The following is a 25,373-nucleotide window of genomic DNA, read 5'->3' as shown; positions in this document are numbered from 1 at the left end:
CCCGGAACGAAGATCGACAAGCTGTGTGACTTTGTTGTGACCGGAGCCGGGCGGATAGCTTGACGGGGTGAGCGAGACGAAGACCCTTCAGCACCGGATCGACGGCCCGCAGGACGCCCCCGTACTCGTCCTCGGCCCCGCCCTGGGCACCACCTGGCACATGTGGGACCGGCAGGTCCCCGAGCTGACCCGGCACTGGCGTGTCCTGCGTTACGACCTGCCCGGCCACGGCGGCGCGCCCGCCTACCCCGCACCGGCCGTGACGGACCTCGCCGACCGTCTCCTCGCCACCCTGGACGAGCTGGGCATCGAGCGCTTCGGCTACGCGGGCTGCTCCATCGGCGGCGCCATCGGTGCCGATGTGGCCCTGCGGCACCCCCGGCGCGTCGCCGCCCTGGCGCTCGTCTCCACTGCGGGCCGCTTCGGCACCGCGGACGAGTACCGGCAGCGCGGCGTGATCGTCCGCACCAACGGTCTGGACCCCATCGCCCGCTCCGTGCCGGAGCGCTGGTTCACCCCGGCCTTCGCCACCGCACAGCAGGCGATCGTCGACTGGTCCGTGCAGATGGTGCGCACCACCGACCCGGGCTGCTACATCGCGTGCTGCGAGGCCCTCGCCGCGTTCGACGTCCGCGGCGACCTCGGCCGGCTCGCCGTCCCGACGCTGGTCCTCGCCGGCGCCGAGGACCAGGTGACCTCGCCCGCCGACGCCCGGGTCCTCGTCGCCGGCATACCCGACGCCCGCCTCGCGCTCGTCCCCGGCACGTCCCACCTGGCGCCCGTCGAGCAGCCCGGCGCCGTCACCGACCTGCTGGTCCGCCACTTCACGACCTCCTGGCAGGACTCGCCCACGACGATCATGGCGCCGGTGCCCAAGCCCGTCGCCACGCCCGCGCCCACGCCCTCGTCCACGGCCACGCCCGCGCCCGCGCCCCCGCCCACGCCGGCTCCGGCGCCGCAGGCCGCCCCCGCCCCGGCCCCGCAGCCCGGCCCGGTCGCCGAGATCGCCGCCGAGGCCCCGCCCCAGGTGCCGTCCGGCCCCCGCCCGGACCCCTACGACGCGGGCATGCAGGTCCGCCGCGCGGTGCTGGGCGACGCGCACGTCGACCGCACCGCGGCCGCCGCCGACGCCTTCACCGGCGACTTCCAGGAGTTCATCACCCGCTACGCCTGGGGCGAGGTGTGGACCAGACCCGGGATCGACCGCCGCACCCGCAGCGTCATCACCCTCACCGCCCTGGTGTCCGGCGGTCACCTCGACGAACTCGCCTTCCACACCCGCGCCGCGCTGCGCAACGGCCTGACTCCCGCCGAGATCGGGGAAGTTCTGCTGCACACCGCCGTCTACTGCGGTGTCCCGGCCGCCAACTCCGCGTTCAAGGTGGCGCAGGAGGTCATCCGGCAGGAGACCACCCCCGAGGCGTAGCAGGATGGGGCCCGTAACGGATCAGTGGACCGGGAGGACCCATGGAGCTGACCAAGAAGGGCCACGCCTGCATCCGGCTGGAGAAGGACGGTCAGGTGCTCGTCATCGACCCCGGAGCCTTCAGCGAGGAGGACGCGGCGGTCGGTGCCACCGCCGTGCTGGTGACCCACGAACACCTCGACCACTTCCACGAGGGCCGGCTGCGCGCCGCCCTGGAGGCCGAGCCGTCGGCCGAGATCTGGACCCTGCGCAGCGTCGCCGACCAGCTCGCCGCGGCGTTCCCGGGCCGGGTGCACACCGTCGGCCACGGTGACACCTTCACCGCGGCGGGCTTCGACGTCGAGGTGCACGGCGAACTGCACGCCGTGATCCACCCCGACATCCCCCGCATCACCAACGTCGGCTATCTCCTGGACGGGTCGGTCTTCCACCCCGGAGACGCGCTGACCGTCCCCGGCCGCCCGGTGGACACGCTGATGCTGCCGGTGCACGCCCCGTGGAACAAGGTGTCCGAGGTCATCGACTACGTCCGCGAGGTGAAGCCGCAGCGGTCGATCGACATCCACGACGCGCTGCTGACCGATCTCGCCCGGTCCGTCTACGACCGGATGCTCGGCCCGGACGGTCCCGGTGTCGGCGGCACGGAGCACCGGCGGATGACCCCGGGGGAGAGCAGCCCGCTCTGACCCCGGGCCCGGCCGCGGGTGCCTGGGGCGTCGCCCGTCCCGGGGCCGGGCGGGGCCCGCTGTCCGAGCCGGGCGGTACATTCGGGTCCATGCGCATCGCGACCTGGAACGTCAATTCGATCACCGCCCGGCTCCCCCGGCTGCTGGCCTGGCTGGAGAGCAGCGGCACCGACGTGCTGTGCATCCAGGAGACCAAGTGCACCGACGAGCAGTTCCCGCGCGAACAGCTCCGGGAGCTGGGCTACGAGGCCGCGGTCAACGCCGACGGCCGGTGGAACGGCGTGGCACTGCTGTCCCGGGTCGGCCTGGAGGACGTCCGCCCCGGCCTCCCGGGCGGCCCCGACTACGACGGCGCCCAGGAGCCCCGTGCCCTCTCCGCCACCTGCGGCGGTGTCCGCGTCTGGTCGGTGTACGTGCCGAACGGCCGGGAGGTCGACCACGCCCACTACGCGTACAAGCTGGCCTGGCTGGAGGCGCTGACCAAGGCGGTCTCAGCGGATGCGGCGGGGGAACGGCCGTTCGCGGTCCTCGGTGACTACAACATCGCCCCCACCGACGAGGACGTGTACGACCCGTCCGTCTTCGAGGGGCTGACGCATGTCACCCCGGCCGAGCGCGAGGCTCTCGCCGCCCTGCGCGGGACGGGCCTGTCGGACGTGGTCCCGCGCCCGCTGAAGTACGACGTGCCGTTCACCTACTGGGACTACCGCCAGCTCTGCTTCCCGAAGAACCGCGGCATGCGCATCGACCTGGTGTACGCGAACGCCCCCTTCACCCGGGCGGTGAAGGACGCGTACGTGGACCGCGAGGAGCGCAAGGGCAAGGGCGCCTCCGACCACGCGCCGGTGGTCGTGGACCTGGAGCTGTAGCCGCCGGGCCGGGGAGCTCCCGCCGGCCGCGGGGAGCCGCCCGGGCCGCGAGCGGGGGCGTGGCGGGGCACGGCATTGTGCCTGCAAGGCCGCCAGCGTCCCCGCAACGCCGCCGGTCAGGCCCTGGCCCGGATCCGGCTCCGGCCCCGGTGCAGGCCCCCGGCCGTCCCGGTCACGGCACCAGCGTGCGCAGATCCACCGACTCGGCGAGCGCCCGCAGCCCCGCGTCCCCGGGGTGCAGATGGTCGCCACTGTCGTACGCCGGCAGCATCCGTGTGGGCCGGGCCGGGTCCCGGATCACCGCGTCGAAGTCCAGCACCGCCCCGAACACACCGGCGCCCTCCCGGCGCAGCCAGGTGTTGACGGCCGTCCGCCGCGCCTCGACCTCCGCCGAACAGCCCGGATAGCCCTCGCAGGGCGCGATCGTCGCCGCCACCACCCGCAGCCCCCGCGCCCGCGCCCGCTCCGCGATCGCCCGCAGCCCGGCGACGACCTCCTCCGCCGGGGTGCCCCAGCGGACGTCGTTGATCCCCTGGAAGACGACGACCGTCCGCGCCCCGGTCGCGGCGAGCACATCGCGGTCCAGCCGGTGCTGGGCGCTCACCCCGCCGGTGTCGGTGCTCACCCCGTCGCCCGGATAGCGGTCGGTGACCACGCGGTTCGCGGAGATTCCCGCGTTGAGCACCCCGTAGCGGGGCACCGTGCTCTGCTCCCGCAGCCGCCGGGCCAGCACGTCCGGCCAGCGCCGGTTGGCGTCCACGGTCGACTTGTCGCCATCGGTGATGGAGTCGCCGAGCGTCACCACCGAACCCGGCCCGCCCCCGGTGTCGACCCCGGTGAGCAGCGGCCACGTGGTGAGCGAGCCGGTGAAGGCGCCGCCGTCGAGGTCCCCGGTGCGGTCGCCGCTGCCCGGGGCGCTGAGGAACGAGCGCTGGTTGGTCCGGCTGTGCACCGGAACCTCCGCCACGGTGCCCGGAAGATGGATGCTGACCAGCAGGTTCGTATCCGGCGGCACCCGGAGTCCGAGCGGGTCGCTGTAGGCCTCGGCGCCCGCGGGGATCTCGGTGCCCGGCCGCCCGCCGAAACGCAGCGGCACCGGCCGGGCCGCCGCGGCGGCCCCGGACCCCTGCACCGCCACCGAGGCGTGCCCGATGCGGGCCGGGGTCCGCGCGAAGGTGTTGGCGAGCCGGATGCGGACCCGGGGGCCGCCCGTGCTGGTGTGCACGACGAGCCGCAGCGTCCGGTCCGTCCACGGCCCGACCGCGGTGTACCCCGAGGCGGGCGCCGACCAGCTGCCCGTCCAGTCCTCCGCCGGTTCCCGCACCGCCGCGGCGAAGACATGCAGGTCGGAGCCGGGGCCGGGGTCCGCGGGGAGCGTCACGGAGCTGATCGCCCGGCCCCGGGCCACCGGCACGGTGACCGCGTACAGCCGGGCGGTCTCCGCGACCGGCCCGTCCGGCGTGTTGAGGTGCGGCAGGGCCACGGCCTTGGTGCTCAGCGGACCGGTGCGCCAGTCGGGTGCGGTGAGGGTGTACGTGCTGCGGGAGCCGTCCCGGTAGCGCACGGTGCCGGTCCCGGCCGCCGTCCCGCCGACCCCCGCGACCAGGAAGGACACCGCGTCGCCGCGACCGCTCAGCCGCACCTGCTGGCCGTCGGCGCGGACGTTGTCGGGGCGCCCGGCGGCGGACCGCGGCCAGCTGAGCCGGGCGCCGTCGAGCCCGATCCGGCGCCCGGGGGTCCAGCCCGCCGCGGCCAGGGCCTGCGCGGACAGCGACCGGCCGGCCCCGTCGAAGTCGGCCTCCCCGGGCCGGGCGTCGTCGCTGACCGCCCGGTTGTCGAAGAGCCGCTCCAGGGGGAGCGGCTCCGTACGGTGTGTCTCGGCGAGCGCGGGCGTGGTGGCCGCGGCGAGCGCCAGCAGCACGCCTCCCGCGACCGTCCCCGCAGCTGTTCTGCGTCCTCCGCCTGGCATGGCTGGTCCCTCCCGCATCCGAGCTGGTCCGACGGGTGCGGCATGAACGTAGGGAGCCGACTGCGGAGCGTCAATGATCCCCGCCCGAACTGCGGTTGAATTCCCGCCCGACCGGAACGGTCAGGACCCGGTCGCGCGTCCCTGTGGTGCGGTGCCCGGTCGGGATGCCACCCTGAACGGTATGCACATCCCTTTCCTGGACAACTGGCGCAAGCGGCACGGCGCGGCACACGGAGTTGCCGTCCTGGGCCCCTCCCAGGACGATCCCGAAGGGGTGGCCGAACTCCTCTCCGAATGCGCACTCCTCCGTGACCAGGCGGCGTCCGCGGGACTGGAACTCGACGACTCCCCGGGCTCCTTGGAAGCGCTCGACCAACTGCTGCCCCGCTGGCGGGACGACCCCGAGGAGTTGCCCTGGCTCGGCAACGACGCCGGCCTCTACCTCGGCACGGTGATCGTCCGCACCGTGCCGGAGGCCGCCTGGCAGGTGTGGCCGAACGGCCAGCCCGTCGTGCGGCTCCCCTCCGGCCGGGAGATCAACGTGGTGGAGGCGGGCCTGGACTGGGCGGTCAGCGGCGCCCCCGAGCTGTCCCAGATCTACGCGGAGGCCTCGGAGGACTGACCGGGCCGCGTCGGGCGCCGCCCCCGGGATGCTCCGTGGCCCCGGGGCCGCGTCACCGGGACGGCGCCGGCCCTCGGAGCGCCTCACCGGGCACGCACGCCACCCCACCACGCCACCCCACCCCCCGTCTCCAGGGGCAAAATACGGTTATTGCCGCAGTGGTGCGTGTCGGGGCGAAGCACCGCAATTCGCTGGATAGTTTGCGCTGCACGCGCGACAACCGGGGAAAGGCGGTGGGCCGGGCATGGTGGTCGACGGAGCCGGGACCGTCTCCGCAGCCGATCCGTTGATCGAGCTGCGCGACGTCAACAAGTACTTCGGACAGCTGCACGTCCTCCAGAACATCGATCTCACCGTGGACCGCGGTGAGGTCGTGGTGGTCATCGGCCCCTCCGGCGGCGGGAAATCGACGCTGTGCCGGACCATCAACCGGCTGGAGACCATCGACTCCGGCCGGATCGCCGTGGACGGCAGCCCGTTGCCCGAGGAGGGGCGCGCCCTCGCGAAGCTGCGCGCCGACGTCGGGATGGTGTTCCAGTCGTTCAACCTCTTCGCCCACAAGACGGTGCTGGAGAACGTGATGCTGGCGCCCACCAAGGTGCGCGGACGCCGGAAGGACGAGGCCGAGCGGCGCGCCCGGGAACTCCTCGACCGGGTGGGCGTCGGCACCCAGGCGGACAAGTACCCCGCGCAGCTCTCGGGCGGCCAGCAGCAGCGTGTCGCGATCGCCCGCGCGCTGGCGATGGACCCGAAGGTGATGCTCTTCGACGAGCCCACCTCGGCCCTCGACCCGGAGATGATCAACGAGGTGCTGGAGGTGATGCGGCAGCTCGCCCGGGACGGCATGACCATGGTCGTCGTCACCCACGAGATGGGCTTCGCGCGCTCGGCCGCGAACCGGGTGGTGTTCATGGCCGACGGCCGCATCGTCGAGGACCGCACCCCCGAGGGGTTCTTCACCGAGCCCGAGAGCGACCGGGCCAAGGACTTCCTGTCCAAAATCCTCAAGCACTGAGCAGGGAAACGGGGACCTGATGCGCCTGCACCGTACGATCGCCGCACTCGCCCTCGGAGGGCTGGCGTTCCTCGCCGCCGGGTGCGGCAAGGAGGGCAGCCCTCCGATCAAGGGCCCGCAGCCCGACCAACTGCCGGTCTACCGAGTCGACGAGAACTTCTCCCTGCCCTCCTCCCCGACCTGGAAGAAGGCGAAGTCCCGCGGACACCTGGTGGTGGGCGTCAAGGACGACCAGCCCTACCTGGGCGAGAAGGACCCCGCCACCGGGGCCTACTCGGGGTTCGACATCGAGATCGCCAAGATGACGTCCGCCTCCCTGGGCTTCGCGCCCAACACGGTCGACTTCCGGACCATCGCCTCCGCCAACCGGGAGACCGCCCTGCAGAACGGGCAGATCGACTACTACGTCGGCACCTACACCATCAACGACATGCGCAAGAAGCTGGTCGGCTTCGCCGGTCCGTACTACGTGGCCGGTCAGCGGCTGCTCGTCCGCGCCGACGAGCGCTCCATCCGCGGTCCGCAGGACCTGGCCGGCAAGAAGGTCTGCTCGGCCTCCGGTTCGACCCCGCTGCAGCGCATCCAGGAGGACTACCCGCAGGCCGAGGCCATCGCGTACGACACCTACTCGGTCTGCGTCGACAACCTCCTGACCCTGCAGGTGAACGCGGTCACCACCGACGACACCATCCTGCTCGGGTACGCCGCCAAGGTCCCCGACGAGCTGCGGGTCGTCGGCAAGGCCTTCTCCAAGGAGCCGTACGGCATCGGCGTGCTCCGCAGCGACAACGCGCTGCGGTTCGCGATCGACGACGCGCTGGCGGCCAACGAGAAGAACGGCAACTGGAAGAAGGCCTACCAGGCGACACTCGGCCAGTCAGGGGTCCCCGCGCCCGCACCGCCGCCCATCGACCGCTACCCGGCGAACTGAGCCGGCCGGCCATGGACGTTCTCCTCGACAACTGGTCCCTCTACCGCGAGGGCTTCTGGGGCACCGTGCAGCTGACGGTCTTCGCCTCGCTGCTCGCGCTCGGCCTCGGCGTCGTCATGGCGGCGTTCCGGGTCGCGCCGGTCCGGTCGCTGCGCTCCTTCGGCACCGCCTGGGTGACGGTGCTGCGCAACACTCCACTCACCCTGCTGTTCTTCGCGGTGCTGCTGGGCCTCCCGCGCTTCGGCGTGGTGCTGCCCTTCCAGACCTTCGCGATCCTCGCCCTGGGCTGCTACACCTCGGCCTTCATCTGCGAGGTCGTGCGGTCGGGCATCAACACCGTCCCGGTCGGCCAGGGGGAGGCGGCCCGCAGCCTGGGCATGAGCTTCCCCCAGGCCCTCGGCCTGATCGTGCTGCCCCAGGCCTTCCGCAGCGTCATCCCACCGGTCGGCTCCACCCTGATCGCCCTGGCCAAGAACTCCGCGATCGCCGGGTCGTTCAGCGTCTCCGAGCTGCTCGGGGTCTACAAGCCCCTCAACGAGATGGGGTACAGCATCATCTGGGCATTCGTCTGGATCGCCGTCGGCTATCTGATCGTCACGCTCGCCATCAGTGCCCTGTTCCATCTGCTGGAGAAGCGCTGGGGAGTGGCCCGGTGACCGATACCGTTCTCTACGACGTCCCGGGGCCCAGGGCGCGCAGCCGGCACCGCCTCTACGGCGTCGCCGCGTCCCTCGTCATCGCCGGTCTGATCGCCTGGATCTGCTATCTCCTCGTCGACACCGGCCAGTTCGAGGCCGAGAAGTGGCGCCCCTTCGAGTACGAGGGCATCCAGCGGCTGCTGCTGGAGGGCCTGGGCAATACGCTCAAGGCCTTCGGCCTGGCGGCGGTGCTCTCCCTCGCGCTCGGCGCGGTCCTCGCCGCCGGCCGCCTCTCGGACCACCGGCCGCTGCGCTGGGTCGCCACCCTGTGCGTGGAGTTCTTCCGCGCCATGCCGGTGCTGGTGATGATCTTCTTCATCTTCGTCGCGCTGAAGGTCCAGCCGCTGCCCGCACTCGTCGCCGGACTGACCCTCTACAACGGCTCGGTGCTGGCCGAGGTGTTCCGGGCCGGCGTCAACTCGGTCGAGCGCGGACAGCGCGAGGCGGCCTACTCGCTGGGGATGCTCAAGTCGCAGGTCATGACGCACGTCCTGGTGCCGCAGGGGGTGCGGGCGATGCTGCCGGCCATCATCAGCCAGCTCGTCGTGGCGCTCAAGGACACCTCGCTGGGCTTCCTCATCACCTACGAGGAGTTCCTCCAGGCCGGCAAGCTCATCGCCACCAACCTCAACTACGACCTGCCGTTCATCCCCGTGGTGCTGGTGATCTCGCCCATCTACATCGGGATGTGCATGCTGCTGTCCTGGTTCGCCAACTGGGTGGCCAAGCGGGAGCGGCGCAGTGTGAAGACCCGGGGCGCGCAGGTCGCGAAGGCGGAGCCGGGACCGATGGTGCCGGGCGTCAAGCCGTGACCCCGACCGCCTCGGCCCCTTCCTACGCCCGCGACCATGAGGGCGCTGGCCGGGTCCGGGCTGGTGCTCTGCGCGACCGGCGTGGTCTCCCTGCGCGGCGGACGACCCCGCGCGGAGGCCTGGCCAGACGGTGGTGAGGCGCCAGGAGCGCCCCCATCAGAGGATTCCCTGCCACGACCACGGGCGCGGACCCGATCGACCACGCAGGCAGTCGATCCGGTATTGCGCTCGGCTGGTCCACTCCTCGTTGCTGGCTGCGTGCTGGGCCGCGTACGTCACCATCCGCAGCTCTCGGGCGCGCGCGAGGACGGGATAGCCCTCCCACGCCGTCACGTCGTACCCGTAGACCGCACAGAACTGGTCGTACTCGCGCGTGCTGACCGCGCCCGTAGTCTTCGCGCGTACTGCGGTGGACACGAGATCCCACTCCGGAGGCCCCACGGAGAAGCGCTCCAGATCCATCATCAGGACTCCGTCGGCCGTGCGGACGAAGTTGCCGGGCCAGGCGTCGCCGTGCACAGCTCGATCGGGGAGACCAGTCGGCCGCTCGGCCCAGGCCGCTGCGAGGTCGTGGTGAAGGCCGTGCAGCCACTCTCGGTCGTCGTCGCGGATCGTGGTGGCCGCCTGCAGTCGTTCACCGACCCGAACGAAGGGATCGAGGTAGCCCATCTCGATGTCCGGCGTGGGTAAGGAGTGGAGCTGTGCCAGTAGCTGGGCGACGTCTTCAACGGAGCCGTGTTCTGGCGGCGGAAGTTCCACCCAGAAGGTCGCGGGCCTGCCCCCCACCTCGACCGGCTGCTCCACGTCGATCAGGCGAACAGCCGCAACGTTCTCCTGGGCGAGCCATCGTGCGACGCGCACTTCACGGGTAGCCGCAGCGCTCTGGCCGGCCTGTGAGATGCGTACGATCACCCGCTGGCCGGGTAGCCGCCATATCTGGTTCTCAGCCAGACGAAGCGGTTCCGCCCCGTCGGAGTCCAATCCGACTGTGGAACATGCCTGTTCCAGGACACGGCGCGCAGGCGTGGCAGCCGCAGTTTTCATGCGGAAAGCGTAGCGGTGATCCGATCTCGCAGCCCCGAAGCCTCTTGGATCGTCTGGTGCTTCGAGGCGAAGCGGCCGAGCTGCCGTAGGTCGTCCGCGGCCCGCCGGGAGGTAAGTCGGCCTACCTCGTCCAGGGCGTCGTGACCGAGCTGTCCATGCGGGGACAGAGCATTCTGGCCTGGGCCGCGAGGGCGGCGATCCTGCACACGGTGAACACGTCATAGATCGTCTGTAACGTCCGGCGCGGTGACTCCGTCCAAGACCGGCGAGGGGTGCCCCGCTGGTCTTCGAGCCGCAGGACCGGGGCAACCTCGTACCGACGGCCGCCCGCCGGACCTACTTCCGCAGCGGCACCTCGAGGTACGAGGGGTCCTCGGCCGGGGAGGAGAAGCTGAGCTTCGCCCAGCTCGGGTTGTGCTCGATGTAGAGCGGGTCCACGGTGTCCACGACCACCGCGAGCTTGTGCCCGGCCTTCACGTCGTACGCGGTGGAGAACAGGTCCAGATCCACCCCGAACGGCTTGCCCGGCGTCCGCCCGTGGAAGGTGAAGGGGGCGTGGCTGACCAGCTTGCCCATGCCGAGCGGACCCACGTCGTAGAGGTAGGCCACGGCGGTGCCGCTCTCGTGCGTGCTGGTCACCGTGGTGTGCAGCTTCGCGGTGCCCCGGATCCTCTGCGTGGTGTCGTACCGCTCGGACTGCCAGACGGACGCGAAGGCGCGCGGCAGCAGCGGCACCGAGGCCATCGGCGGGATCTTGAGGAACTGCTCCAGGGCGTTCGACAGGATGGCGATGCCGCCGTTGGCGCCGGAGTCGACGTTCGCGAAGATCCGCTTGTCGCCCTCCAGCGGGATCCGCCGGGTCGTGGACGGCACGGCCTTCCAGCTCGGGTAGCCCTCGTACCCCTCGGAGGAACGGGACTTGAGCTGGACGGGCTGCTCCTTGTCGATGCCGTTGTCCTCGCCCCGGAGGTGGTGGTCGAACCAGCGCCGGGTGTTCGTCCAGGTGTCGTTGGGCAGGCCGAGCAGGCCCAGTCCCTCCGCGGTGGCGTGGTCGCCGGGGCGGAACTCCAGGCGCTTGGGGCCGGTGAGCTTCTCGTAGAAGTCGGCGTACTGGTTGGGCGGGAAGATGCTGTCGCCCCAGGCGTTCCCCATCATGATCGCCGCGCCGTTGTCGTTGATGCGGTCGAGGTAGGTCGCGGGGGAGCGCTTCCGGCCCCAGGCCAGCAGCTCGTCCTCCTTGTCCAGCCGGGAGGCGAGGAAGTCCTCGGTGACGCGCTCGAATTCGGGGCTGGGCCTGCCGGTCACCTTGCCGAGCCCGGAGAGCAGCCCGCTGGCCTGGAGGTGCTGGGTGCGCTCGCTGTAGATGGAGTCGGTGAGGTCGGCCCAGCCGCTCATCGCGGCCACGGCCTTGATGCGCTTGTCGAAACCGGAGGCGAGCAGGGTGATGCCCGCGCCGTAGGACACTCCGGCCATGCCGATCCGGTCGGGGTCCGCCGGGGTGTTGGCCAGGGCCCAGTCGATGACCTTGGAGGCGTCGGCGATGTCCTGCGGACCGGCCACCTCGATGTTCCCGCCGGACTGCCAGAAGCCGCGCACGTTGTAACTGACCACGACGTAGCCGGAGTCGGCGAGCTTCTTCGCCTGCGCCAGGTACTCCACCTGCGGCATGCCCCAGCTGGTGGGGAGGACGATCACGGGATGGCGCTGCTTGCCGTCCGCGCCGGGCGGGGTGACCACGTTGGCCTTGAGGACCGTGCCGCCGTCGCCCTTGATGTCGACGAACCTGACCTCCGGCAGGCCCTGCGCGGACGCCGTACGGGCGGGCGCGTTACCGGGGGGCGCCGTACCGGCGGGCGCCGCACGGGCCGCGGCCGGGGCCGGCGGGGCGGCGGTGGCCGGGGCGAAGGCCGTTCCGGCGAGTACGGCTGCCGAGACGGCGCCCACCGCCGAGGTGCGGAATGCCGTGCGCGGGTGTCCCATGGCGGAGCTCCTCCCGTTGCCGCCGGCCTCGTCGCCGACGCGCGCCTGCCAAGTGACCCGACGGTAACCCCAGAGCCTTACCGTCGGTAATGGTCCCGCAAGTTACGTGAGAGTAACGATCGTTGACATCTTGATTACCCGGCGGCGTCACCCGGTTGCGGTGTGCCAGACGCCGACGTCGGAGCCGGTGTGGTCGCGGCCCGGGTGACATCGGCGACCAGCTCGACCACATCCGGGCCGTATGCCTCGGAGTTGACCACCTTCAGCAGCAGGCAGAACGTTCCGCTGCCGTGCTTGCGGGCCAACGCGGTGTGGTGCCGGGCGAGATAGCGGGCGGCGGCATGGTTGGCGTTGGAGTGCTGACCGCAGGCGAGGAAGAGCGGACGCCGGTCCTCTCCGGCGGCCACCCGCGCCAGCAGCACATGCTCGACCGCTCCGGAGACGAGGCGGTACTGCTCGTTCCCGATGGTGAACGCGCCGCGCTCCGGGCCCGGCGCGTCGTCGGTGTTCACCCGCACTCCCGGCAGCAGCGTCCGCAGGTGCGCGGCCATCCGCTGGTTCGACACCGGGCCGCCGATGCAGAATTCGGTGCGCTCCCCGAAGCCCTCCTGCACGGCGTCGTGCGCGACCACCTGCATGTGGGCGCCGCACTCCTTGATGAGGGCGGAGAGTTCCAGCAGGGCGAAGACGTCGCGCCGGGCGACACTCCAGTCCCCGCCCGCCTTGCGGTTCACCACCAGCAGGCATTCCGCGTGGTCCGGAAGCCCGAAGAACCGCTGCTTGCGGCGGAGCGTGCGCCGCCACAGGTAGGTACGGGTGCACCAGCCGATCGCCGCGGCGACGCCGGTGGCTATGACTCCGAGGACGATATTGCGCAGGTCGTCGTTCATGGCGGGGGATCGTAGCGGGGCGGGGGAGCGGTGTCGGGTGTCGGCTTCGAGGGGTCGGCTTCGGGGAGCCGCGGACCACACCCGGTCGCGGATCGGCGACTGCCGCGCACGGTGCGCCGGACGGCCCGTCGGCCCGACGGCTCGCCGTGCCGACGACTCCCGCGCGCGGGCCCCGGTTTCCTGTCCCGGAACGGGCTTCCGGCCTCCCCCCGGCGAAGTTAGGCTGCCGGACACCGTTGCCCCGTGGAGGTTATGGATGCTGCGTCGCTCCCGTCGTACCGGCCCCACCGCGCGCCCCGCACCGGCCGCCGTACGGACCGTGTCCCTGCTCGCCGCCGCCGCGGCCGTCCTCTCCGTCACCGCCGCCGCTCCGCCGGGGCCGCCGGACACCGCCCCCGGGGGCTCCGGGCACCGGGCCGGGCCTGCCGCGGCCCCGCCCAAGTCGCCCGTCGCGGTGGGCCACGGAGGCGCCGTCTCCAGCGTCGACCCGGATGCCTCGGCGGCCGGAATCGAGGTGCTGAGGAAGGGCGGAAACGCGGTCGACGCCGCCGTGGCGACCGCAGCCGCGCTGGGCGTCACCGAGCCCTACTCGGCCGGGGTCGGCGGCGGCGGGTTCTTCGTCCACTACGACGCGAAGCGCCGCACGGTGCAGACCATCGACGGCCGCGAAACCGCCCCCCGCAGCGCGGGGAAGGACCTCTTCCTGGAGGACGGCAAGCCGGTCCCGTTCGCCGAGGCCGTCACCAGCGGCCTCGGCGTCGGCACCCCGGGCACCCCCGCCACCTGGGACGCGGCGCTGAAGGCCTGGGGCAGCAGATCCCTCGGCCAGGTGCTGAAACCGGCGGAACGGCTCGCCCGCGACGGCTTCACGGTCGACCGGACCTTCCGGCAGCAGACCGCGGACAACGAGGCCCGCTTCCGGGACTTCCCGGCCAGCGCCGAACTCTTCCTGCCCGGCGGGAAACTCCCGGAGATCGGCTCGACCTTCACCAACAAGGACTTGGCCCGCACCTACGCCGGCCTGCGCGCAGAGGGAATCGGCCCGTTCTACCGGGGAGCGGCGGCCCGCGACATCGTCCGGACCGTCCGCAAGCCTCCTGTCGCCCCGGGTGCCGGCCGCGTGGTCCGGCCCGGCGGCCTGACGGCCGCCGACCTCCGGTCGTACGCACCCAAGCGCCAGGCGCCCAGCCGCACTGCCTACCGCGGGCTCGACGTCTACGGCATGGCGCCCTCCTCGTCCGGCGGGACCACCGTCGGCGAGGCGCTCAACATGCTGGAGCGCACCGATGTCTCCCGGCTCGGCGAACGGGACTATCTCCACCGCTACATCGAGGCCAGCCGGATCGCGTTCGCCGACCGCGGCCGCTGGGTCGGCGACCCGGCCTTCGAGGACGTGCCGGCCCGGCAGCTGCTCTCCCAGCGCTACGCCGACTCGCGCGCCTGCCTGATCAAGGAGGACGCGGCCCTGACGAGCCCGGTCGCCCCCGGCGACCCGCGCCACCCCGGCCGCGGCTGCGACAGCCGCGGCACCGCCGCCCCGACCACCTACGAAGGGGAGAACACCACGCATCTGACGGTCGCCGACAAGTGGGGCAACGTCGTCGCCTACACCCTCACCATCGAGCAGACCGGCGGCAGCGGCATCACCGTGCCCGGCCGCGGCTTCCTGCTCAACAACGAGCTCACCGACTTCTCGTTCGCGCCCGCGAACCCGGCAGTCCACGACCCGAACCTGCCCGGCCCGGGCAAGCGGCCCCGCTCCTCGATGTCCCCGACGATCCTGCTCGACCACGGCAGGCCGGTGCTGGCCCTCGGCTCCCCGGGCGGCGCGACGATCATCACCACCGTGCTCCAGACGCTGACCAACCACCTGGACCGCGGCATGCCCCTCGTGGACGCCATCGCCGCACCCCGGGCCAGCCAGCGCAATGCGGAGACCACCGAACTCGAACCGGGCCTCTGGACCAGCCCGGTGCGCGGCCGGCTCGAAGCACTGGGCCACCGGTTCAAGCAGAACCCGGAGATCGGCGCCGCCACCGGCGTCCAGCGCCTGCCCGACGGCCGCTGGCTCGCGGCAGCGGAGAGGGAACGCCGCGGCGGGGGAGCCGCGATGGTGGTGCGTCCGGCGGGGTAGGCGTTCGCGGTCGCAGGGGTCGGCGGGCGTGGTGGTGCTCGCGGTCGATGCCCGGACTGCCGCCCGCGCAGGGCAGCGCGCGTAGGCGCGCGGCACCTCATTGGTGACAGCATTGCGTGTCCCACAAGGTCGGCGTCCACGAACCGCATTCAGGAGGGAGTTGCCCTTTTTGCCGACATCCGGTGGACGATCTCCCCAGCACGCTGTCGCAGCGCCGGAACCAGTAGGAGGTTGTCCCCACGCTCTGCACTCTGGAGGAGTTCGGTGATGACCACGAGTTCCGCGAAGCGCCCCGCATCGGTGTCCAGAGTCTCCGCCAACTCCTGCCGTACGCGGGCGGCGGTCTCGGGGGCTGCGAGGCTGTACGCGTGCAGGAGCGCGGCGTCGTATCCGGTTGGCGCGAGGCCCCACCCCTCCCAGTCGAGGATGCTGAGGCACGGGCCGGTGAGGTTGGCCCAGTGGAGGTCGCCGTGTGCGGTGGACCAGGCGCTTGGCACGGTCGGCACGTCCAGGCCGACGAAGGAGAGATACTTCGGCATGGCTCGGTCCAGGTACGCCTGACGCACGGCTACGCGCTCGGTCCGTACGGAGGAGAGTTCGCCAAGCGCCGTGCGCAGGTCCGCCCACCATGTAGTGGTGAGCTGCGGCGCCGTCGCGAGCGCTGTGGCGGAGGCGATCGTTTTGCTGGCGGCGCGTCCGTACAGCTCGGCTCGGTATGCGTTGTCCGCCTCCACCCACTCCCGTACGAGATGCAGTGGGGGGCGGGGGATGGCTCGTGGCAGGGCCCGTTCGGCGTCCTCGGGACCGGTCCACAGCTTCCCACCGACGTTCTTCACCGGACCATGGACGACACGCAGCCATCCTGGCCCGTAGGGTCCGGTGACGGGCTTTCCCAGAGTCCGTCCTTGCCATCCCCATGCCTCGCCCGGCTGGCCAGTGATGTCAGTTGCCGTCGCTAGGACTCTGCTTGCCATGGCGTGTGCCGTGCGCATACGGGCTACCAACTCGGGATCGTCAGGTTCCGAGAACATCGATCACCTTTCGCAAGTGGCTGGGGGAGAGGGGCGCCCGGGCAGCGGCGCTCACGGCGTCGGCCCAATGTGCCGGGCTGCTCGCTGAAACTAGAACGCGTGACACATGAGGTGCTGACAGAGCGACCATCAGCGCGGCTTGGGCCGCAGATGCCGAGGGGGCGATCAGCCTCACCAACTCCGTAGTCATCAGTTCGATCAGTGCGCCGCCACCGAATGGCGCGGATGCGAAGACGTCGAGTCCTGCCTCCTGTGCCTCACACAGAGAACCACGACCGTCGAGTGCCTCCGCCACCACACTGAGATGGACGAGAGAGAGCGGAAACTGCACAGCTCGCAAGCGGTGTTGCGGACCTCCTACTTTCACTGCCACTTCGGTGAGTTCGGAGACAGTGAACAGCCCGCTCGACAGCCCCGACCAGGTGGCTACTCCATAGCCAGCGACCAGACCGGAGTCTGCCGCGCTCTCCAATTCCTCGAACACGTCGGACAGCACCCATAGCAGGGACTTCCGGTCCCTGGCTCCGTGTTCCGGGTTGTGTACGAAGACCAATTGCGGCGCGCGGCCGAGGCGGGCGACGCTGCGAGCAAGCTGCCAGGCGGCATATGAGCGGTTGAGGCAGTGGCGCTCATTCCCGCCACTCGGCAGGACGCCGGCGGCGTATGCTGCCTGCCGATCCGAAGGCGGTACGAAGCCGACCTTGGTCGACACACCGACCTGTGGATGCGCGTCAAGCACTAGCTGCAGGTGCGCTTCGGCCGCACCTTGAGCGTAGTTCGGTGCCGTGTCGATCCACCCCACTCCCGCGGCCAGGGCAGCAGACACAGAACTGCCCACGCTACGGCAACGGTATGTTCCAGCCCCCAGCTTCGCGATCATCCGGTCCGCTCCACGACTGCCACGTTGCCGTCCACCAGTTCACTCACGAGGAGCGCCGCCTGACCGATACGGAGGCCGGCATCTTCGGCGAGGGAGTCCAAGCGATGACGCTCACCGTCGAGGAGACGGGTCAGAAGCGGCCTTGCCTGGGCGGAGACCGTCCACTCCTCACCGCCCGCAGTCAGGACCGTATTGCCCTCCTCGTCGCTGCCGATAAGAGCCCGAGCGGTCACCAGGCGCACAGTGAGGCTGGGGTCGGGCGGGATGCCCTCCACGTAGGGCAGAGAGGGGACGAGGCGGGCCCGCTCGGTGGCGTCTCGTACGGCGAAGAAGCGGTCCAAGAGGTCGCTGTCGCCGAACTCCTTCATGACGAGATCACGCAGCGACCGCATGAGGTCGGCCTTCTCCTCCTCGGTCCCGAAGCGGGGCAGGTCGCTGCGCACACAAAGCTCTCGACGTAAGTCCTCGGAGAGCCAACGGAGGAGATCGGCGCCGGTCGCGGTCTGCATGCCGCAGGTGAGGTGGAGAGAATGGACCCCTTCCGATGCTGCCACCGCGTGCCACCAACCGCGCGGAAGGTACAGCATGTCCCCCGCGTTCAGTACCAGTTCGATGATCGGCTCGTTCGGCGGTGGTTCAGGAACGTCCGTGTCGCGGTGGAGTGGGGCCTGCCGGGTGGGTCCGTAGATGCGCCATCGCTTGGCGCCGTCGATCTGGAGAACGAGTACGTCGTGATCGTCCCAGTGCACCCCGAACCCCTCCTTGGGAGTCCAGGAGGCGTAGGCGTTGACTTGGATGCCGGTGTGCAGGTGTCGCTCCAGCGCCTGGGCGAGGCGGCCGATGCCCGGGTGCAGTTCATCGACGGCGTCGAGGACAAGGGTGGCGCCCTCTGCGAGGTGCCGGTGCAGTTCAGCGGGCTTGAGCTGCTGCCACACGGTGTTTCGACGGGTGGTGACAGGCACGGTGTAGGCGTGTTGGGGCAGAGCCTCGCCGTCTACAGACAGGCGTAGGCGCGGTGGTTCGAGGCGGTGATGGGTGAGCAGGGTGTTCAGGTCGCTCCAGTCGAGCAGGCCGCCGAAGCGGCCGGGCTCGCCAGGGAAGTGGCGGTACGCGCGGCCGTACACCTGGGCGAGGAAGTCCTCGCCCAGGTGCGCGACCACCGGAGGTACAACGGTGGTCATCGGTGGCGCCTTTCTCAGTCGTTGCCGTCGGAGCGGCCGGTTGAACCGCCGTCCGAGGGCTGCTCGGCCCGCGAACGCGCGGCAGCGATCCGGCGACGAGCGACCAGCAGGCCGTCACCCTCCTGACTGCTGGTGGCGGTCAAGTTTTGCTGGGACATATCTGTTCTCCTTCTTTATCTGCGAGAGCGCGCAGGTTGCCCGCCCTCGGGACTGGGGTGTTCCCCGCGTAGAAGGCCTGTTGCGGCCCGGCAAGGAGCACCATTACCTGACTCCGGAATGCGTTCTCCGGGGTCAGGCAGTCTGTCGGGGAAAGCCGACTAGCGGACTATCTCTTGGACTCGAAGCGAACAAGCGTTGGAATGCCGGTCCGAATGAGTACTCGTTCTCATCCGGAGCGGGCGACGCCTGATCCTGTGGAGGTGAACAGGTGCCGATCTCGAACCAGACGGAGTTGCCATTCAAGGTCGACCGCCAGCCCCACGCTTGCGCAAGCATGGCAACCAACTGCAACCCGCGCCCGCTCTCTGCCTCCAGGTCGGACGACACTGGCAATGGGATATGGCTCCGTCCGGGGTCGTCGACCTCCACCCTCAAACGGGCACCGTCCCAGTTCACCGTTACCTGGCAGCCCTCCCGAACGTGAACGACGGAGTTCGCGATTACCTCACCGGCCAACAGTTCGACCGTCTCTACGATGTCTTGCGTAAGCGGGAGGCGCCAGCTGCGGACAATTGAGACCACCCGACGACGGGCAGCGGGCACGGCAGCTATGTCCGAGAGGACATGGACGGTCGATGTCTTCGAAGCGTGTGTTCGGTACGACATGGAGGGCGAACCTTCCTAGCTGCGTGCGTCGGAGTTCCACACAACCGCCCACAGCCGACGCCGCCCAGAGCACAATGGATGCAACAGTGCGGCAACCATGCGTCATCCCCCTTCCTGACTTGGGGAGTCGCGCAGCCGCAAGTCCCCTGCAAAGCAGGCGAACCGGGGAGATCGCGCTATGGCGCACCACCGCAACGGCTTGGCAGCGCGTCGCCGAACCGTGGGTCTCACTCAGGAGGCTCTCGCAGAGCACATGGGGGTGGACCGCTCCACCGTCACCCGCTGGGAGTCCGGTCGAACCACCCCGCAACCTTGGCTACGGCCTCGCCTCGCCCGCCTCCTCCGCGTGAACGCAGATGGTCTGAACGATCTGCTCACCGTGCACTCGTCGGGTGAGCCTCAGGGACAGGACGCTCTCGACTACGCGATGCTTCACCCGAGCCGTGTCGATCTCCCCGCCGTTGCGACACTCCGCGCCCGCTTCGGCGAGTGCGCCGAGCGCTACGACCGATTTCCCTCCGCCGGCCTCATCGCAGAAGCCGCGGGGCACCTGAACCGCATCGCCCACCTTGCCGCCGATGCCACACGCGGGCGTGTTCAACGAGAACTCCATGCCTTGCGCGCCGACGCCTGCACCCTCATGGGCCAACTCGTCTGGGACGCATCCCAGCGGCGCGACCACACCACGGCGAAGTCGTACTACGAACAGAGCGCCGACCTCGCTCGATATCTGCGCGACACGACTCTTGAGGCTCACGCCTTGCTACGCACCTGCTACGTCGCCCTGTACGGCGCCCGTGACACACGCGCCGGACTCGCGCTCGCCGAGTCTGCAGCTGAGAAGGCCGCGCCGACGAGCCCCGCACTGTCCGGACTGGCGCTCCTGCACGTCGCCGAGGCCCACGCGATGCTCCGGTCCAGTGCCGACTGCGAGAGGGCCTTGTCCAGAGCGGAACGTCAGCTGGCCCGAGCGGACGGAAGTGATGCTGCCGCCGACCTGGTGTCCCCGACACAGTTCGGTCGCATTGCCGGTTCCTGCTATCTGTCCCTTGGGGACCATCAGCGTGCACAGACCCTGCTGACTGGTACGGCGGAGAAACTCCGAGACAGGCGAAAGTCGCGCGCGATCGTGCTGGGGAACCTTACGCTCGCCCGAATCCGTCAACGCGAAGTCGAAGCAGCGGTGGTCAGCCTCGCTGAGGCCATCACCGAGTTGGAGGCCACACGCGGGGGTGGAGGCATGAATGTCGTCTTCGGAGCCGCACGCGAACTGCTTCCCTGGCGGCAGGAACCCTTCGTCGTCGAGGTGCACGACCGCTTACTGGCTCTGATGACAGTGGCGTAGAAAGAGAAGGAGACGCCGGTGGCAGCAACCTCGCTGAACCAGACAAAACAAGCCGCACGCACCCGGGTATGGGACGTTCTCACCGCCGCCGATGCGGTCCACGATGCCTCCGTGCACGGCCGCATCCCGAACTTCAAGGGTGCCGAGGAGGCCGCTGCCCGTCTGGCAGCGCTGCCCGCTTGGCAGCGCGCCGGCACCATCAAGGCCGTCCCGGACAAGGCCCAGCTTCCGGTGCGTGCGCGGGCACTGGAGGAGGGGAGGACCGTCTACATGGCCGTGCCGAAACTCGCCACCCGCGAACCCTTCTACCTTCTCGACCCGGCCGTGCTCACCGTCCCGCCCCAAGAGGCTGCCGTCAGCCGGACCGCCGCCGTCATCGCCCCCACCGTCGAGGTCAATGCCCTCCGGCCGCTGGACCTGATCGTCCTCGGCAGCGTCGCCGTCGACCGGGACGGCGCCCGTATCGGCAAGGGCGCCGGGTACTCGGACATCGAATTCGCCCTGCTCACCGAGGCCGGTCTGGTCACCCCGGCGACCGTGGTCGTCACCACGGTCCATGGGCTCCAGGTGACCGAGGACCCGATCCCCACCAGCGAGCACGATGTGGGCGTCGACCTCATCGTCACCCCGGACGAGACCATCGTCTGCCCGAACCCGCACCGTCCGTCCGGTATCCATTGGGCGGACCTCACGCCGGAGCGGATCGCCGCGATTCCCGCGCTCGCGGCACGGCACCTCGGTCGATGAGGGCGCAGGCTCCGGAACGTCGGCTCACAGCGCAGTGAGCACCCGCGGCCCGTCGTCCGTGATGGCGACCGTGTGTTCCGCGTGGGCCGCTCGTGAGCCGTCCGTGGTCAGCAGGGTCCAGCCGTCGGCGCCGGTGCGGTAGTCGTCGAGGCCGCCGGCCAGGAGCATCGGTTCGATCGCCAGCACCATGCCGTGCCGCAGCGGCATTCCGCGGCCGGGGCGGCCCTCGTTGGGGACGGGCGGGTCCTCGTGCATCCGGCGCCCGATGCCGTGGCCGCCGTAGTCGGCCATGATGCCGTAGCCCGCGTCACGGCAGACCCGGCCGACGGCATGGGAGATGTCGCCGATCCGGGCGCCGGGGACGGCCGCCGCGATGCCGGCCTCCAGGGCCGCCTCCGCCGTGGCGATCAGCCGCAGGTCGTCCGGGCGCGGGGTGCCGACGGTGAAGCTGACCGCCGCGTCGCCCGCCCAGCCGTCCACGACCGCCCCGCAGTCCACGCTCACCAGGTCGCCGTCGCGCAACCGCTGGTCGGACGGGATGCCGTGCACGATCGCGTCGTTGACGGAGATGCACACGACGGCGGGAAAGGGCGTCGGGGCGAAGTGCGGGCGGTAGCCGAGGAACGGGGAGCTCGCACCCGCGTCGCGCAGCACCCCGCGGGCGACCTCGTCCAGTTCCCGGGGGGACACCCCGACCTCCGCGGCGCCCCGCACCGCGTCCAGCGCCTCCGCCACCACGCGCCCGGTCGCGCGCATGGCGTCCAGCGCCGTGTCCGTCTTGATCTCCACCATGGGTCGGCCTCCTTGCTCCAATTCTTATACCGGTATTAGTATCACGGTCATGGTCCGTACCCCTCTCACTCCCGAAGAGCGCGAACGCGGTGAACGGCTCGGCGCGTTGCTGCGCGAGGCCCGCGGCGAGCGCAGCATGGTGCAGGTCGCCGCGGCGGCCGGGCTCTCCGCGGAGACCCTCCGCAAGATCGAGACGGGGCGGGCTCCGACCCCCGCGTTCTTCACCGTCGCCGCGCTGGCCGGCGCCCTCGGCCTCTCCCTGGACGAGCTGATGGGGCGGTGTGTGCCGGTGGCCGCCCCCGGGTGACGGGGGAGCGATGGGGGAGAGTGGTCCCATGACCCCGGAAGAACTGGGCCGCAGCCCCTACGTCAGCCTCGTCACCCACCGGCGGAACGGCACTCCCGTCCCCGCCCCCGTCTGGGCGGTGGCGGACGGCGGTGAGCTCTTCGTCTGGACCCGCAGCGATTCCGGAAAGGTGAAGCGCATCCGCAACAGCGGGCGGGTGCGGGTCACCGTCTGCGATGTGCGCGGCCGGGTCCCGGAGGGCGCGCCGTATGCGGAGGGCGAGGCGAGGCTCCTCGACGCCGCGGGCCTGCGCCGGGTCCGCAAGCTGCTCGCGCGCAAGTACGGCTGGCGCTTCCGGTTCGTCGACGGCGGAGGGGCGCTCGTCCGTCTCGGCAAGCGGCCGCACACGGCCATCGCCATCACGTTCTGAGGCCGGCCCTCCGGGCGTCGCGCCGTCACCTCCCGGAGGCCGCTCCGCACGGCGATCGCCGTCGTGCTCCGAGGGGCCTGCGGCCGGTGTCCCGCCGCGCCCGGCGCCGCCCGCACCTCAGCCCCCACGGCCATCGCCCGTACGTTCCGACGTCACGGGTTCTGCGGACCCCCGTGCGCTGCACGAAAACTGTCCGTAGCATGCCTGTCACTCTCGCCTGACGTGGCGGGTGTCGAATGCCGGCAGACCTCGTGGCCGTCGTCGGCCCGGGGAGGAGGGGCAGGCAATGCGGGACAGACAACTCCCCGACCCCGTGGCCGAGTTCGCGGACTATCTGCGCCGACTCCTGGACGCGCTGGATCCGGAAACCGGCTGGTACGGAGTCTTCGCCCAGCGCGACCCCGAGGGGGTGCGGGCCTGTCTGGCCGGCTCCGAGGTGCTGCCCTGGGACGTGGTCGACGCCCTCCTCCAGGACCTCGCCGTCCGGCACGGCGAGATGTCCGCCGAGCAGCAGCGCCCGCTGGCCGAGCGGCTGCACCGCGCGTCGGTCGCCGCGCACGACCGCCGGGAGGGCGGCCGGGACGCGCTGCTCGACCGGTTGGACGTGATGAGCCGGGAGCAGCAGTACGCCGGGGCCCGCGAGCGGGAGTTGGCCGACGAGCTCACGGCGCGCGGCGGCTCCCCGTCCGACGGCGACGGGCTGGCCACGGATCTCGCCTGGGCCCGGGACGACCACGAACGGGCCGCCGCCCGCTGCGCGGAGCTGCGCAGCCGGCTCGCGGTGCTGGACGAGGCCATCCATCCGCCGGGCGAGGGGCCGCTGGGCTTCGGGACGGGCCATGAGGACGCCGGGTACCCCGGGTTCCTGGAGCACCACGGGTTCGGCGGGCCGGAAGGGACGGGCCCCGGTCCCGCGGCAGCCGGCCCGGCTGGGGCCGGTGGGCCGGAGCGCGGCGCGGACCCGGCCCGGGACCCGGGCCGCGTCGAGAGACCGGGTGCGGTGGAGAGACCGGGTGCGGGCGCGAGCGCGGGCGGGCCCTTGCGGGGCGCGCGGTTCGCGGGGCTGGTCGAGCCGGCCGTGCCCGCGGAGGGGCCGGAACCCGCCGCACGCGCCCCGGAGCCCGCCGCGGACAGCGGCCCCGAGGCTGCCGGAGCCTCCCGTTCCCCCCTGGACGCCGCCACGGCAGCCGCGCGTTCCACCAGCGAGACCGTGGTCCGGCTCGCCGCCCTCCGTGCCGCGGGCAGCGGCGGCGCGGCGTACGTCGTCCTGTGCGAGGCCGCGGCCGGGCCTCCCGAGCAGTTGCCGTCGCTGTTCGCCGCGCTGGAGGGCGCCGGGCTCGCCGCCGACGTCGCCACCCTCCTCTGGGAGGCGGCCTGTCTGCCGCCGTCCGCCCTCGCCGCCGCGGCCGGAGCGCTCTCCGGCGCGGGCCGCACCGCGGACTGCGGCGCCCTGCTGCGGCAGGCCGTGGCCCGCCCGCCGGCCGAGGTCGCGGAGATCGCCCTCGCGCTGCTCGCCGCCGACCGCTCGACCGAGTCCGACGTCCTGCTCACCGCGCTGCTGCGGACCCGGACCCCCGAGGAGGCGGTGCGCGTGGCGGAGAGCGAGCCGGGGAAGCTCGTCCCCCTGCTGCTCGGTACCGCCCGCCGGATCTCCCGGCACTGCCGCCGGGACCTCGCCCACGCGCTCCGGATCGCGGGGGCGCCCGGCGCTCCGAAAACCGTCTGACGGGGCGTCGCGGTACGTCCGATGTGGCCCGTTGCGGTACGAAACTTGATCGACTGCGCTGGTGGACGGCGATGGTCTTGCCACGGTGCGTGACGGGGCTTACGTTCTCCATCTACGTTCGTGTCTACGTGCGTAGAGGCTCTCTGACGTCCGCGGGGGAGCGGGGCGACGCCGCCCCGTACAGCGCAGTGAAGGAGCAGCTCATGGCCCATGTCGTCCGCGCCGCACTGGTACAGGCCTCCTGGACCGGCGATACCGAGTCCATGATCGCGAAGCATGAGGAGCATGCCCGCGAGGCCGCCCGGCAGGGCGCCCAGGTGATCGGCTTCCAAGAGGTCTTCAACGCCCCGTACTTCTGCCAGGTGCAGGAACCCGAGCACTACCGCTGGGCGGAACCGGTGCCCGACGGCCCCACCGTCCGCCGGATGCAGACCCTCGCCCGCGAGACGGGCATGGTGATCGTCGTGCCCGTCTTCGAGGTCGAGCAGTCCGGCTTCTACTACAACACCGCCGCCGTCATCGACGCCGACGGCAGCGTCCTCGGCACCTACCGCAAGCACCACATCCCCCAGGTCAAGGGCTTCTGGGAGAAGTACTACTTCAAGCCCGGCAACCAGGGCTGGCCCGTCTTCGACACCGCCGTCGGCAAGGTCGGCGTCTACATCTGCTACGACCGCCACTTCCCCGAGGGCTGGCGGCAGCTCGGCCTGAACGGCGCCCAGCTCGTCTACAACCCGTCCGCCACCTCCCGCGGTCTCTCCGCCTACCTCTGGCAGCTCGAACAGCCCGCCGCCGCCGTCGCCAACGAGTACTTCATCGCCGCGATCAACCGGGTCGGGCAGGAGGAGTACGGCGACAACGACTTCTACGGCACGAGCTACTTCGTCGACCCGCGCGGCCAGTTCGTCGGCGACACCGCCAGCGACAAGGAGGAGGAACTCGTCGTCCGGGACCTCGACTTCGGCCTGATCGACGAGGTCCGGCAGCAGTGGGCCTTCTACCGCGACCGCCGCCCCGACGCGTACGAGGGGCTGGTGCAGCCGTGACCGCCGGA

At 71.2% G+C, this 25,373-nt stretch carries 25 protein-coding genes; 15 read left to right on the top strand and 10 right to left on the bottom strand.

Features of this window, described 5'->3' with window-relative positions:
* Nucleotides 1-67 precede the first annotated feature (67 nt).
* From pcaDC to ABT112_RS05420, 3 genes are all read left to right on the top strand, one after another.
* A complete protein-coding gene (pcaDC, locus tag ABT112_RS05430; RefSeq protein WP_351505814.1) occupies nt 68-1,426 on the top strand; it encodes a bifunctional 3-oxoadipate enol-lactonase/4-carboxymuconolactone decarboxylase PcaDC in 1,359 nt (452 codons plus the stop codon).
* Nucleotides 1,427-1,467: 41 nt separating this feature from the next.
* The gene (locus ABT112_RS05425; protein WP_351505812.1) at nt 1,468-2,112 is read left to right on the top strand and encodes an MBL fold metallo-hydrolase; all 645 of its coding nucleotides are present in this window, start codon (nt 1,468-1,470) and stop codon (nt 2,110-2,112) included.
* 89 nt (nt 2,113-2,201) lie between these two features.
* Nucleotides 2,202-2,981: an exodeoxyribonuclease III gene (locus ABT112_RS05420; RefSeq protein ID WP_351505810.1), complete on the top strand. Its 780-nt coding sequence runs from the start codon at nt 2,202-2,204 to the stop codon at nt 2,979-2,981.
* Nucleotides 2,982-3,153: 172 nt separating this feature from the next.
* On the opposite strand, the gene ABT112_RS05415 is transcribed toward ABT112_RS05420, so the two are convergent.
* A complete protein-coding gene (locus ABT112_RS05415; RefSeq protein ID WP_351505808.1) occupies nt 3,154-4,950 on the bottom strand; it encodes an SGNH/GDSL hydrolase family protein in 1,797 nt (598 codons plus the stop codon).
* 181 nt (nt 4,951-5,131) lie between these two features.
* On the opposite strand from ABT112_RS05415, the gene ABT112_RS05410 reads away from it, so the two are divergent.
* The 5 genes from ABT112_RS05410 to ABT112_RS05390 all read left to right on the top strand — a co-directional run bounded on the left by ABT112_RS05410 (nt 5,132) and on the right by ABT112_RS05390 (nt 9,028).
* Nucleotides 5,132-5,572, top strand: coding sequence for a DUF6278 family protein (locus ABT112_RS05410; protein WP_351505806.1), 441 nt, complete (start codon nt 5,132-5,134; stop codon nt 5,570-5,572).
* A 244-nt stretch (nt 5,573-5,816) separates the two neighbouring features.
* Complete coding sequence (locus ABT112_RS05405; RefSeq protein ID WP_351505804.1) at nt 5,817-6,587, top strand: amino acid ABC transporter ATP-binding protein; 771 nt, start codon at nt 5,817-5,819, stop codon at nt 6,585-6,587.
* A 19-nt stretch (nt 6,588-6,606) separates the two neighbouring features.
* Nucleotides 6,607-7,518, top strand: a complete 912-nt coding sequence (locus ABT112_RS05400; RefSeq protein ID WP_351505802.1) for a glutamate ABC transporter substrate-binding protein — start codon at nt 6,607-6,609, stop codon at nt 7,516-7,518.
* An 11-nt stretch (nt 7,519-7,529) separates the two neighbouring features.
* The gene (locus ABT112_RS05395) at nt 7,530-8,174 is read left to right on the top strand and encodes an amino acid ABC transporter permease (RefSeq protein WP_351505800.1); all 645 of its coding nucleotides are present in this window, start codon (nt 7,530-7,532) and stop codon (nt 8,172-8,174) included.
* The gene (locus ABT112_RS05390; protein WP_351505798.1) at nt 8,171-9,028 is read left to right on the top strand and encodes an amino acid ABC transporter permease; all 858 of its coding nucleotides are present in this window, start codon (nt 8,171-8,173) and stop codon (nt 9,026-9,028) included. The genes ABT112_RS05395 and ABT112_RS05390 overlap by 4 nt, the downstream gene beginning before the upstream one ends.
* 156 nt (nt 9,029-9,184) lie before the next feature.
* On the opposite strand, the gene ABT112_RS05385 is transcribed toward ABT112_RS05390, so the two are convergent.
* The 3 genes from ABT112_RS05385 to ABT112_RS05375 form a co-directional block, all read right to left on the bottom strand.
* The gene (locus ABT112_RS05385; protein ID WP_351505795.1) at nt 9,185-10,072 is read right to left on the bottom strand and encodes an aminoglycoside phosphotransferase family protein; all 888 of its coding nucleotides are present in this window, start codon (nt 10,070-10,072) and stop codon (nt 9,185-9,187) included.
* 336 nt (nt 10,073-10,408) lie between these two features.
* Entirely contained in the window at nt 10,409-12,052 is a 1,644-nt protein-coding gene (locus tag ABT112_RS05380) for a CocE/NonD family hydrolase (protein ID WP_351505792.1), read from the bottom strand.
* Between the two features lie 134 nt (nt 12,053-12,186).
* A complete protein-coding gene (locus tag ABT112_RS05375; protein WP_351505790.1) occupies nt 12,187-12,942 on the bottom strand; it encodes a hypothetical protein in 756 nt (251 codons plus the stop codon).
* Between the two features lie 256 nt (nt 12,943-13,198).
* Between ABT112_RS05375 and ggt the strand changes: the two genes are divergently transcribed.
* Nucleotides 13,199-15,076 carry a gamma-glutamyltransferase gene (gene ggt / locus ABT112_RS05370; RefSeq protein WP_502975244.1) on the top strand — a complete coding sequence of 626 codons (1,878 nt, stop codon included), beginning with the start codon at nt 13,199-13,201 and terminating at the stop codon, nt 15,074-15,076.
* Nucleotides 15,077-15,225: 149 nt separating this feature from the next.
* On the opposite strand, the gene ABT112_RS05365 is transcribed toward ggt, so the two are convergent.
* The 5 genes from ABT112_RS05365 to ABT112_RS05345 form a co-directional block, all read right to left on the bottom strand.
* Complete coding sequence (locus ABT112_RS05365; protein ID WP_351505788.1) at nt 15,226-15,912, bottom strand: hypothetical protein; 687 nt, start codon at nt 15,910-15,912, stop codon at nt 15,226-15,228.
* Between the two features lie 178 nt (nt 15,913-16,090).
* Nucleotides 16,091-16,987, bottom strand: coding sequence for an aldo/keto reductase (locus ABT112_RS05360; RefSeq protein WP_351505785.1), 897 nt, complete (start codon nt 16,985-16,987; stop codon nt 16,091-16,093).
* Nucleotides 16,984-18,168, bottom strand: a complete 1,185-nt coding sequence (locus tag ABT112_RS05355; protein ID WP_351505783.1) for a cupin domain-containing protein — start codon at nt 18,166-18,168, stop codon at nt 16,984-16,986. Before ABT112_RS05355 ends, ABT112_RS05360 begins: the two co-directional genes overlap by 4 nt.
* A gap of 14 nt (nt 18,169-18,182) precedes the next feature.
* Nucleotides 18,183-18,326 carry a hypothetical protein gene (locus ABT112_RS05350; RefSeq protein ID WP_351505780.1) on the bottom strand — a complete coding sequence of 48 codons (144 nt, stop codon included), beginning with the start codon at nt 18,324-18,326 and terminating at the stop codon, nt 18,183-18,185.
* A 133-nt stretch (nt 18,327-18,459) separates the two neighbouring features.
* Entirely contained in the window at nt 18,460-18,993 is a 534-nt protein-coding gene (locus ABT112_RS05345; RefSeq protein ID WP_351505779.1) for an ATP-binding protein, read from the bottom strand.
* A gap of 178 nt (nt 18,994-19,171) precedes the next feature.
* Here ABT112_RS05345 and ABT112_RS05340 point away from each other — a divergent pair, with 178 nt between their 5' ends.
* Nucleotides 19,172-20,338, top strand: coding sequence for an NsdA family TPR-like regulatory protein (locus tag ABT112_RS05340; RefSeq protein WP_351505777.1), 1,167 nt, complete (start codon nt 19,172-19,174; stop codon nt 20,336-20,338).
* 18 nt (nt 20,339-20,356) lie between these two features.
* Nucleotides 20,357-21,085, top strand: coding sequence for a 5-formyltetrahydrofolate cyclo-ligase (locus ABT112_RS05335; protein ID WP_351505775.1), 729 nt, complete (start codon nt 20,357-20,359; stop codon nt 21,083-21,085).
* 24 nt (nt 21,086-21,109) lie between these two features.
* Here ABT112_RS05335 and map read toward each other — a convergent pair whose 3' ends face one another.
* Entirely contained in the window at nt 21,110-21,877 is a 768-nt protein-coding gene (gene map / locus ABT112_RS05330; RefSeq protein ID WP_351505773.1) for a type I methionyl aminopeptidase, read from the bottom strand.
* Between the two features lie 49 nt (nt 21,878-21,926).
* Between map and ABT112_RS05325 the strand changes: the two genes are divergently transcribed.
* The 4 genes from ABT112_RS05325 to ABT112_RS05310 all read left to right on the top strand — a co-directional run bounded on the left by ABT112_RS05325 (nt 21,927) and on the right by ABT112_RS05310 (nt 25,365).
* Nucleotides 21,927-22,184 carry a helix-turn-helix domain-containing protein gene (locus ABT112_RS05325; RefSeq protein WP_351505770.1) on the top strand — a complete coding sequence of 86 codons (258 nt, stop codon included), beginning with the start codon at nt 21,927-21,929 and terminating at the stop codon, nt 22,182-22,184.
* A 28-nt stretch (nt 22,185-22,212) separates the two neighbouring features.
* Nucleotides 22,213-22,593 (top strand): PPOX class F420-dependent oxidoreductase, encoded by a 381-nt coding sequence (locus tag ABT112_RS05320; protein WP_351505768.1) that lies wholly within the window; start codon nt 22,213-22,215, stop codon nt 22,591-22,593.
* A 286-nt stretch (nt 22,594-22,879) separates the two neighbouring features.
* Nucleotides 22,880-24,319: a hypothetical protein gene (locus tag ABT112_RS05315; protein WP_351505765.1), complete on the top strand. Its 1,440-nt coding sequence runs from the start codon at nt 22,880-22,882 to the stop codon at nt 24,317-24,319.
* 203 nt (nt 24,320-24,522) lie between these two features.
* Nucleotides 24,523-25,365 carry a nitrilase-related carbon-nitrogen hydrolase gene (locus ABT112_RS05310; RefSeq protein ID WP_351505763.1) on the top strand — a complete coding sequence of 281 codons (843 nt, stop codon included), beginning with the start codon at nt 24,523-24,525 and terminating at the stop codon, nt 25,363-25,365.
* The last annotated feature ends 8 nt before the right edge of the window (nt 25,366-25,373 follow it).

Source organism: Streptomyces sp. NPDC002055 (assembly GCF_040296705.1).
Taxonomy (GTDB): Bacteria; Actinomycetota; Actinomycetes; order Streptomycetales; family Streptomycetaceae; genus Streptomyces.
This window is presented reverse-complemented; position numbering and strand designations above follow the sequence as displayed.

Bases quoted from the DNA above. Each gene is read 5' to 3' on its own strand.
- ABT112_RS05385 (WP_351505795.1), bottom strand. From the start codon at position 10,072: ATGAAAACTGCGGCTGCCACGCCTGCGCGCCGTGTCCTGGAACAGGCA.
- ABT112_RS05310 (WP_351505763.1), top strand. From the start codon at position 24,523: ATGGCCCATGTCGTCCGCGCCGCACTGGTACAGGCCTCCTGGACCGGC.
- ABT112_RS05350 (WP_351505780.1), bottom strand. From the start codon at position 18,326: ATGTCCCAGCAAAACTTGACCGCCACCAGCAGTCAGGAGGGTGACGGC.
- ABT112_RS05405 (WP_351505804.1), top strand. From the start codon at position 5,817: ATGGTGGTCGACGGAGCCGGGACCGTCTCCGCAGCCGATCCGTTGATC.
- ABT112_RS05340 (WP_351505777.1), top strand. From the start codon at position 19,172: ATGGCGCACCACCGCAACGGCTTGGCAGCGCGTCGCCGAACCGTGGGT.
- ABT112_RS05355 (WP_351505783.1), bottom strand. From the start codon at position 18,168: ATGACCACCGTTGTACCTCCGGTGGTCGCGCACCTGGGCGAGGACTTC.
- ABT112_RS05410 (WP_351505806.1), top strand. From the start codon at position 5,132: ATGCACATCCCTTTCCTGGACAACTGGCGCAAGCGGCACGGCGCGGCA.
- ABT112_RS05425 (WP_351505812.1), top strand. From the start codon at position 1,468: ATGGAGCTGACCAAGAAGGGCCACGCCTGCATCCGGCTGGAGAAGGAC.
- map (WP_351505773.1), bottom strand. From the start codon at position 21,877: ATGGTGGAGATCAAGACGGACACGGCGCTGGACGCCATGCGCGCGACC.
- ABT112_RS05400 (WP_351505802.1), top strand. From the start codon at position 6,607: ATGCGCCTGCACCGTACGATCGCCGCACTCGCCCTCGGAGGGCTGGCG.
- ABT112_RS05420 (WP_351505810.1), top strand. From the start codon at position 2,202: ATGCGCATCGCGACCTGGAACGTCAATTCGATCACCGCCCGGCTCCCC.
- ABT112_RS05345 (WP_351505779.1), bottom strand. From the start codon at position 18,993: ATGTCGTACCGAACACACGCTTCGAAGACATCGACCGTCCATGTCCTC.
- ABT112_RS05360 (WP_351505785.1), bottom strand. From the start codon at position 16,987: ATGATCGCGAAGCTGGGGGCTGGAACATACCGTTGCCGTAGCGTGGGC.
- ABT112_RS05415 (WP_351505808.1), bottom strand. From the start codon at position 4,950: ATGCCAGGCGGAGGACGCAGAACAGCTGCGGGGACGGTCGCGGGAGGC.
- ABT112_RS05315 (WP_351505765.1), top strand. From the start codon at position 22,880: ATGCGGGACAGACAACTCCCCGACCCCGTGGCCGAGTTCGCGGACTAT.
- ABT112_RS05325 (WP_351505770.1), top strand. From the start codon at position 21,927: ATGGTCCGTACCCCTCTCACTCCCGAAGAGCGCGAACGCGGTGAACGG.
- ABT112_RS05375 (WP_351505790.1), bottom strand. From the start codon at position 12,942: ATGAACGACGACCTGCGCAATATCGTCCTCGGAGTCATAGCCACCGGC.
- ABT112_RS05395 (WP_351505800.1), top strand. From the start codon at position 7,530: ATGGACGTTCTCCTCGACAACTGGTCCCTCTACCGCGAGGGCTTCTGG.
- ggt (WP_502975244.1), top strand. From the start codon at position 13,199: ATGCTGCGTCGCTCCCGTCGTACCGGCCCCACCGCGCGCCCCGCACCG.
- ABT112_RS05320 (WP_351505768.1), top strand. From the start codon at position 22,213: ATGACCCCGGAAGAACTGGGCCGCAGCCCCTACGTCAGCCTCGTCACC.
- ABT112_RS05380 (WP_351505792.1), bottom strand. From the start codon at position 12,052: ATGGGACACCCGCGCACGGCATTCCGCACCTCGGCGGTGGGCGCCGTC.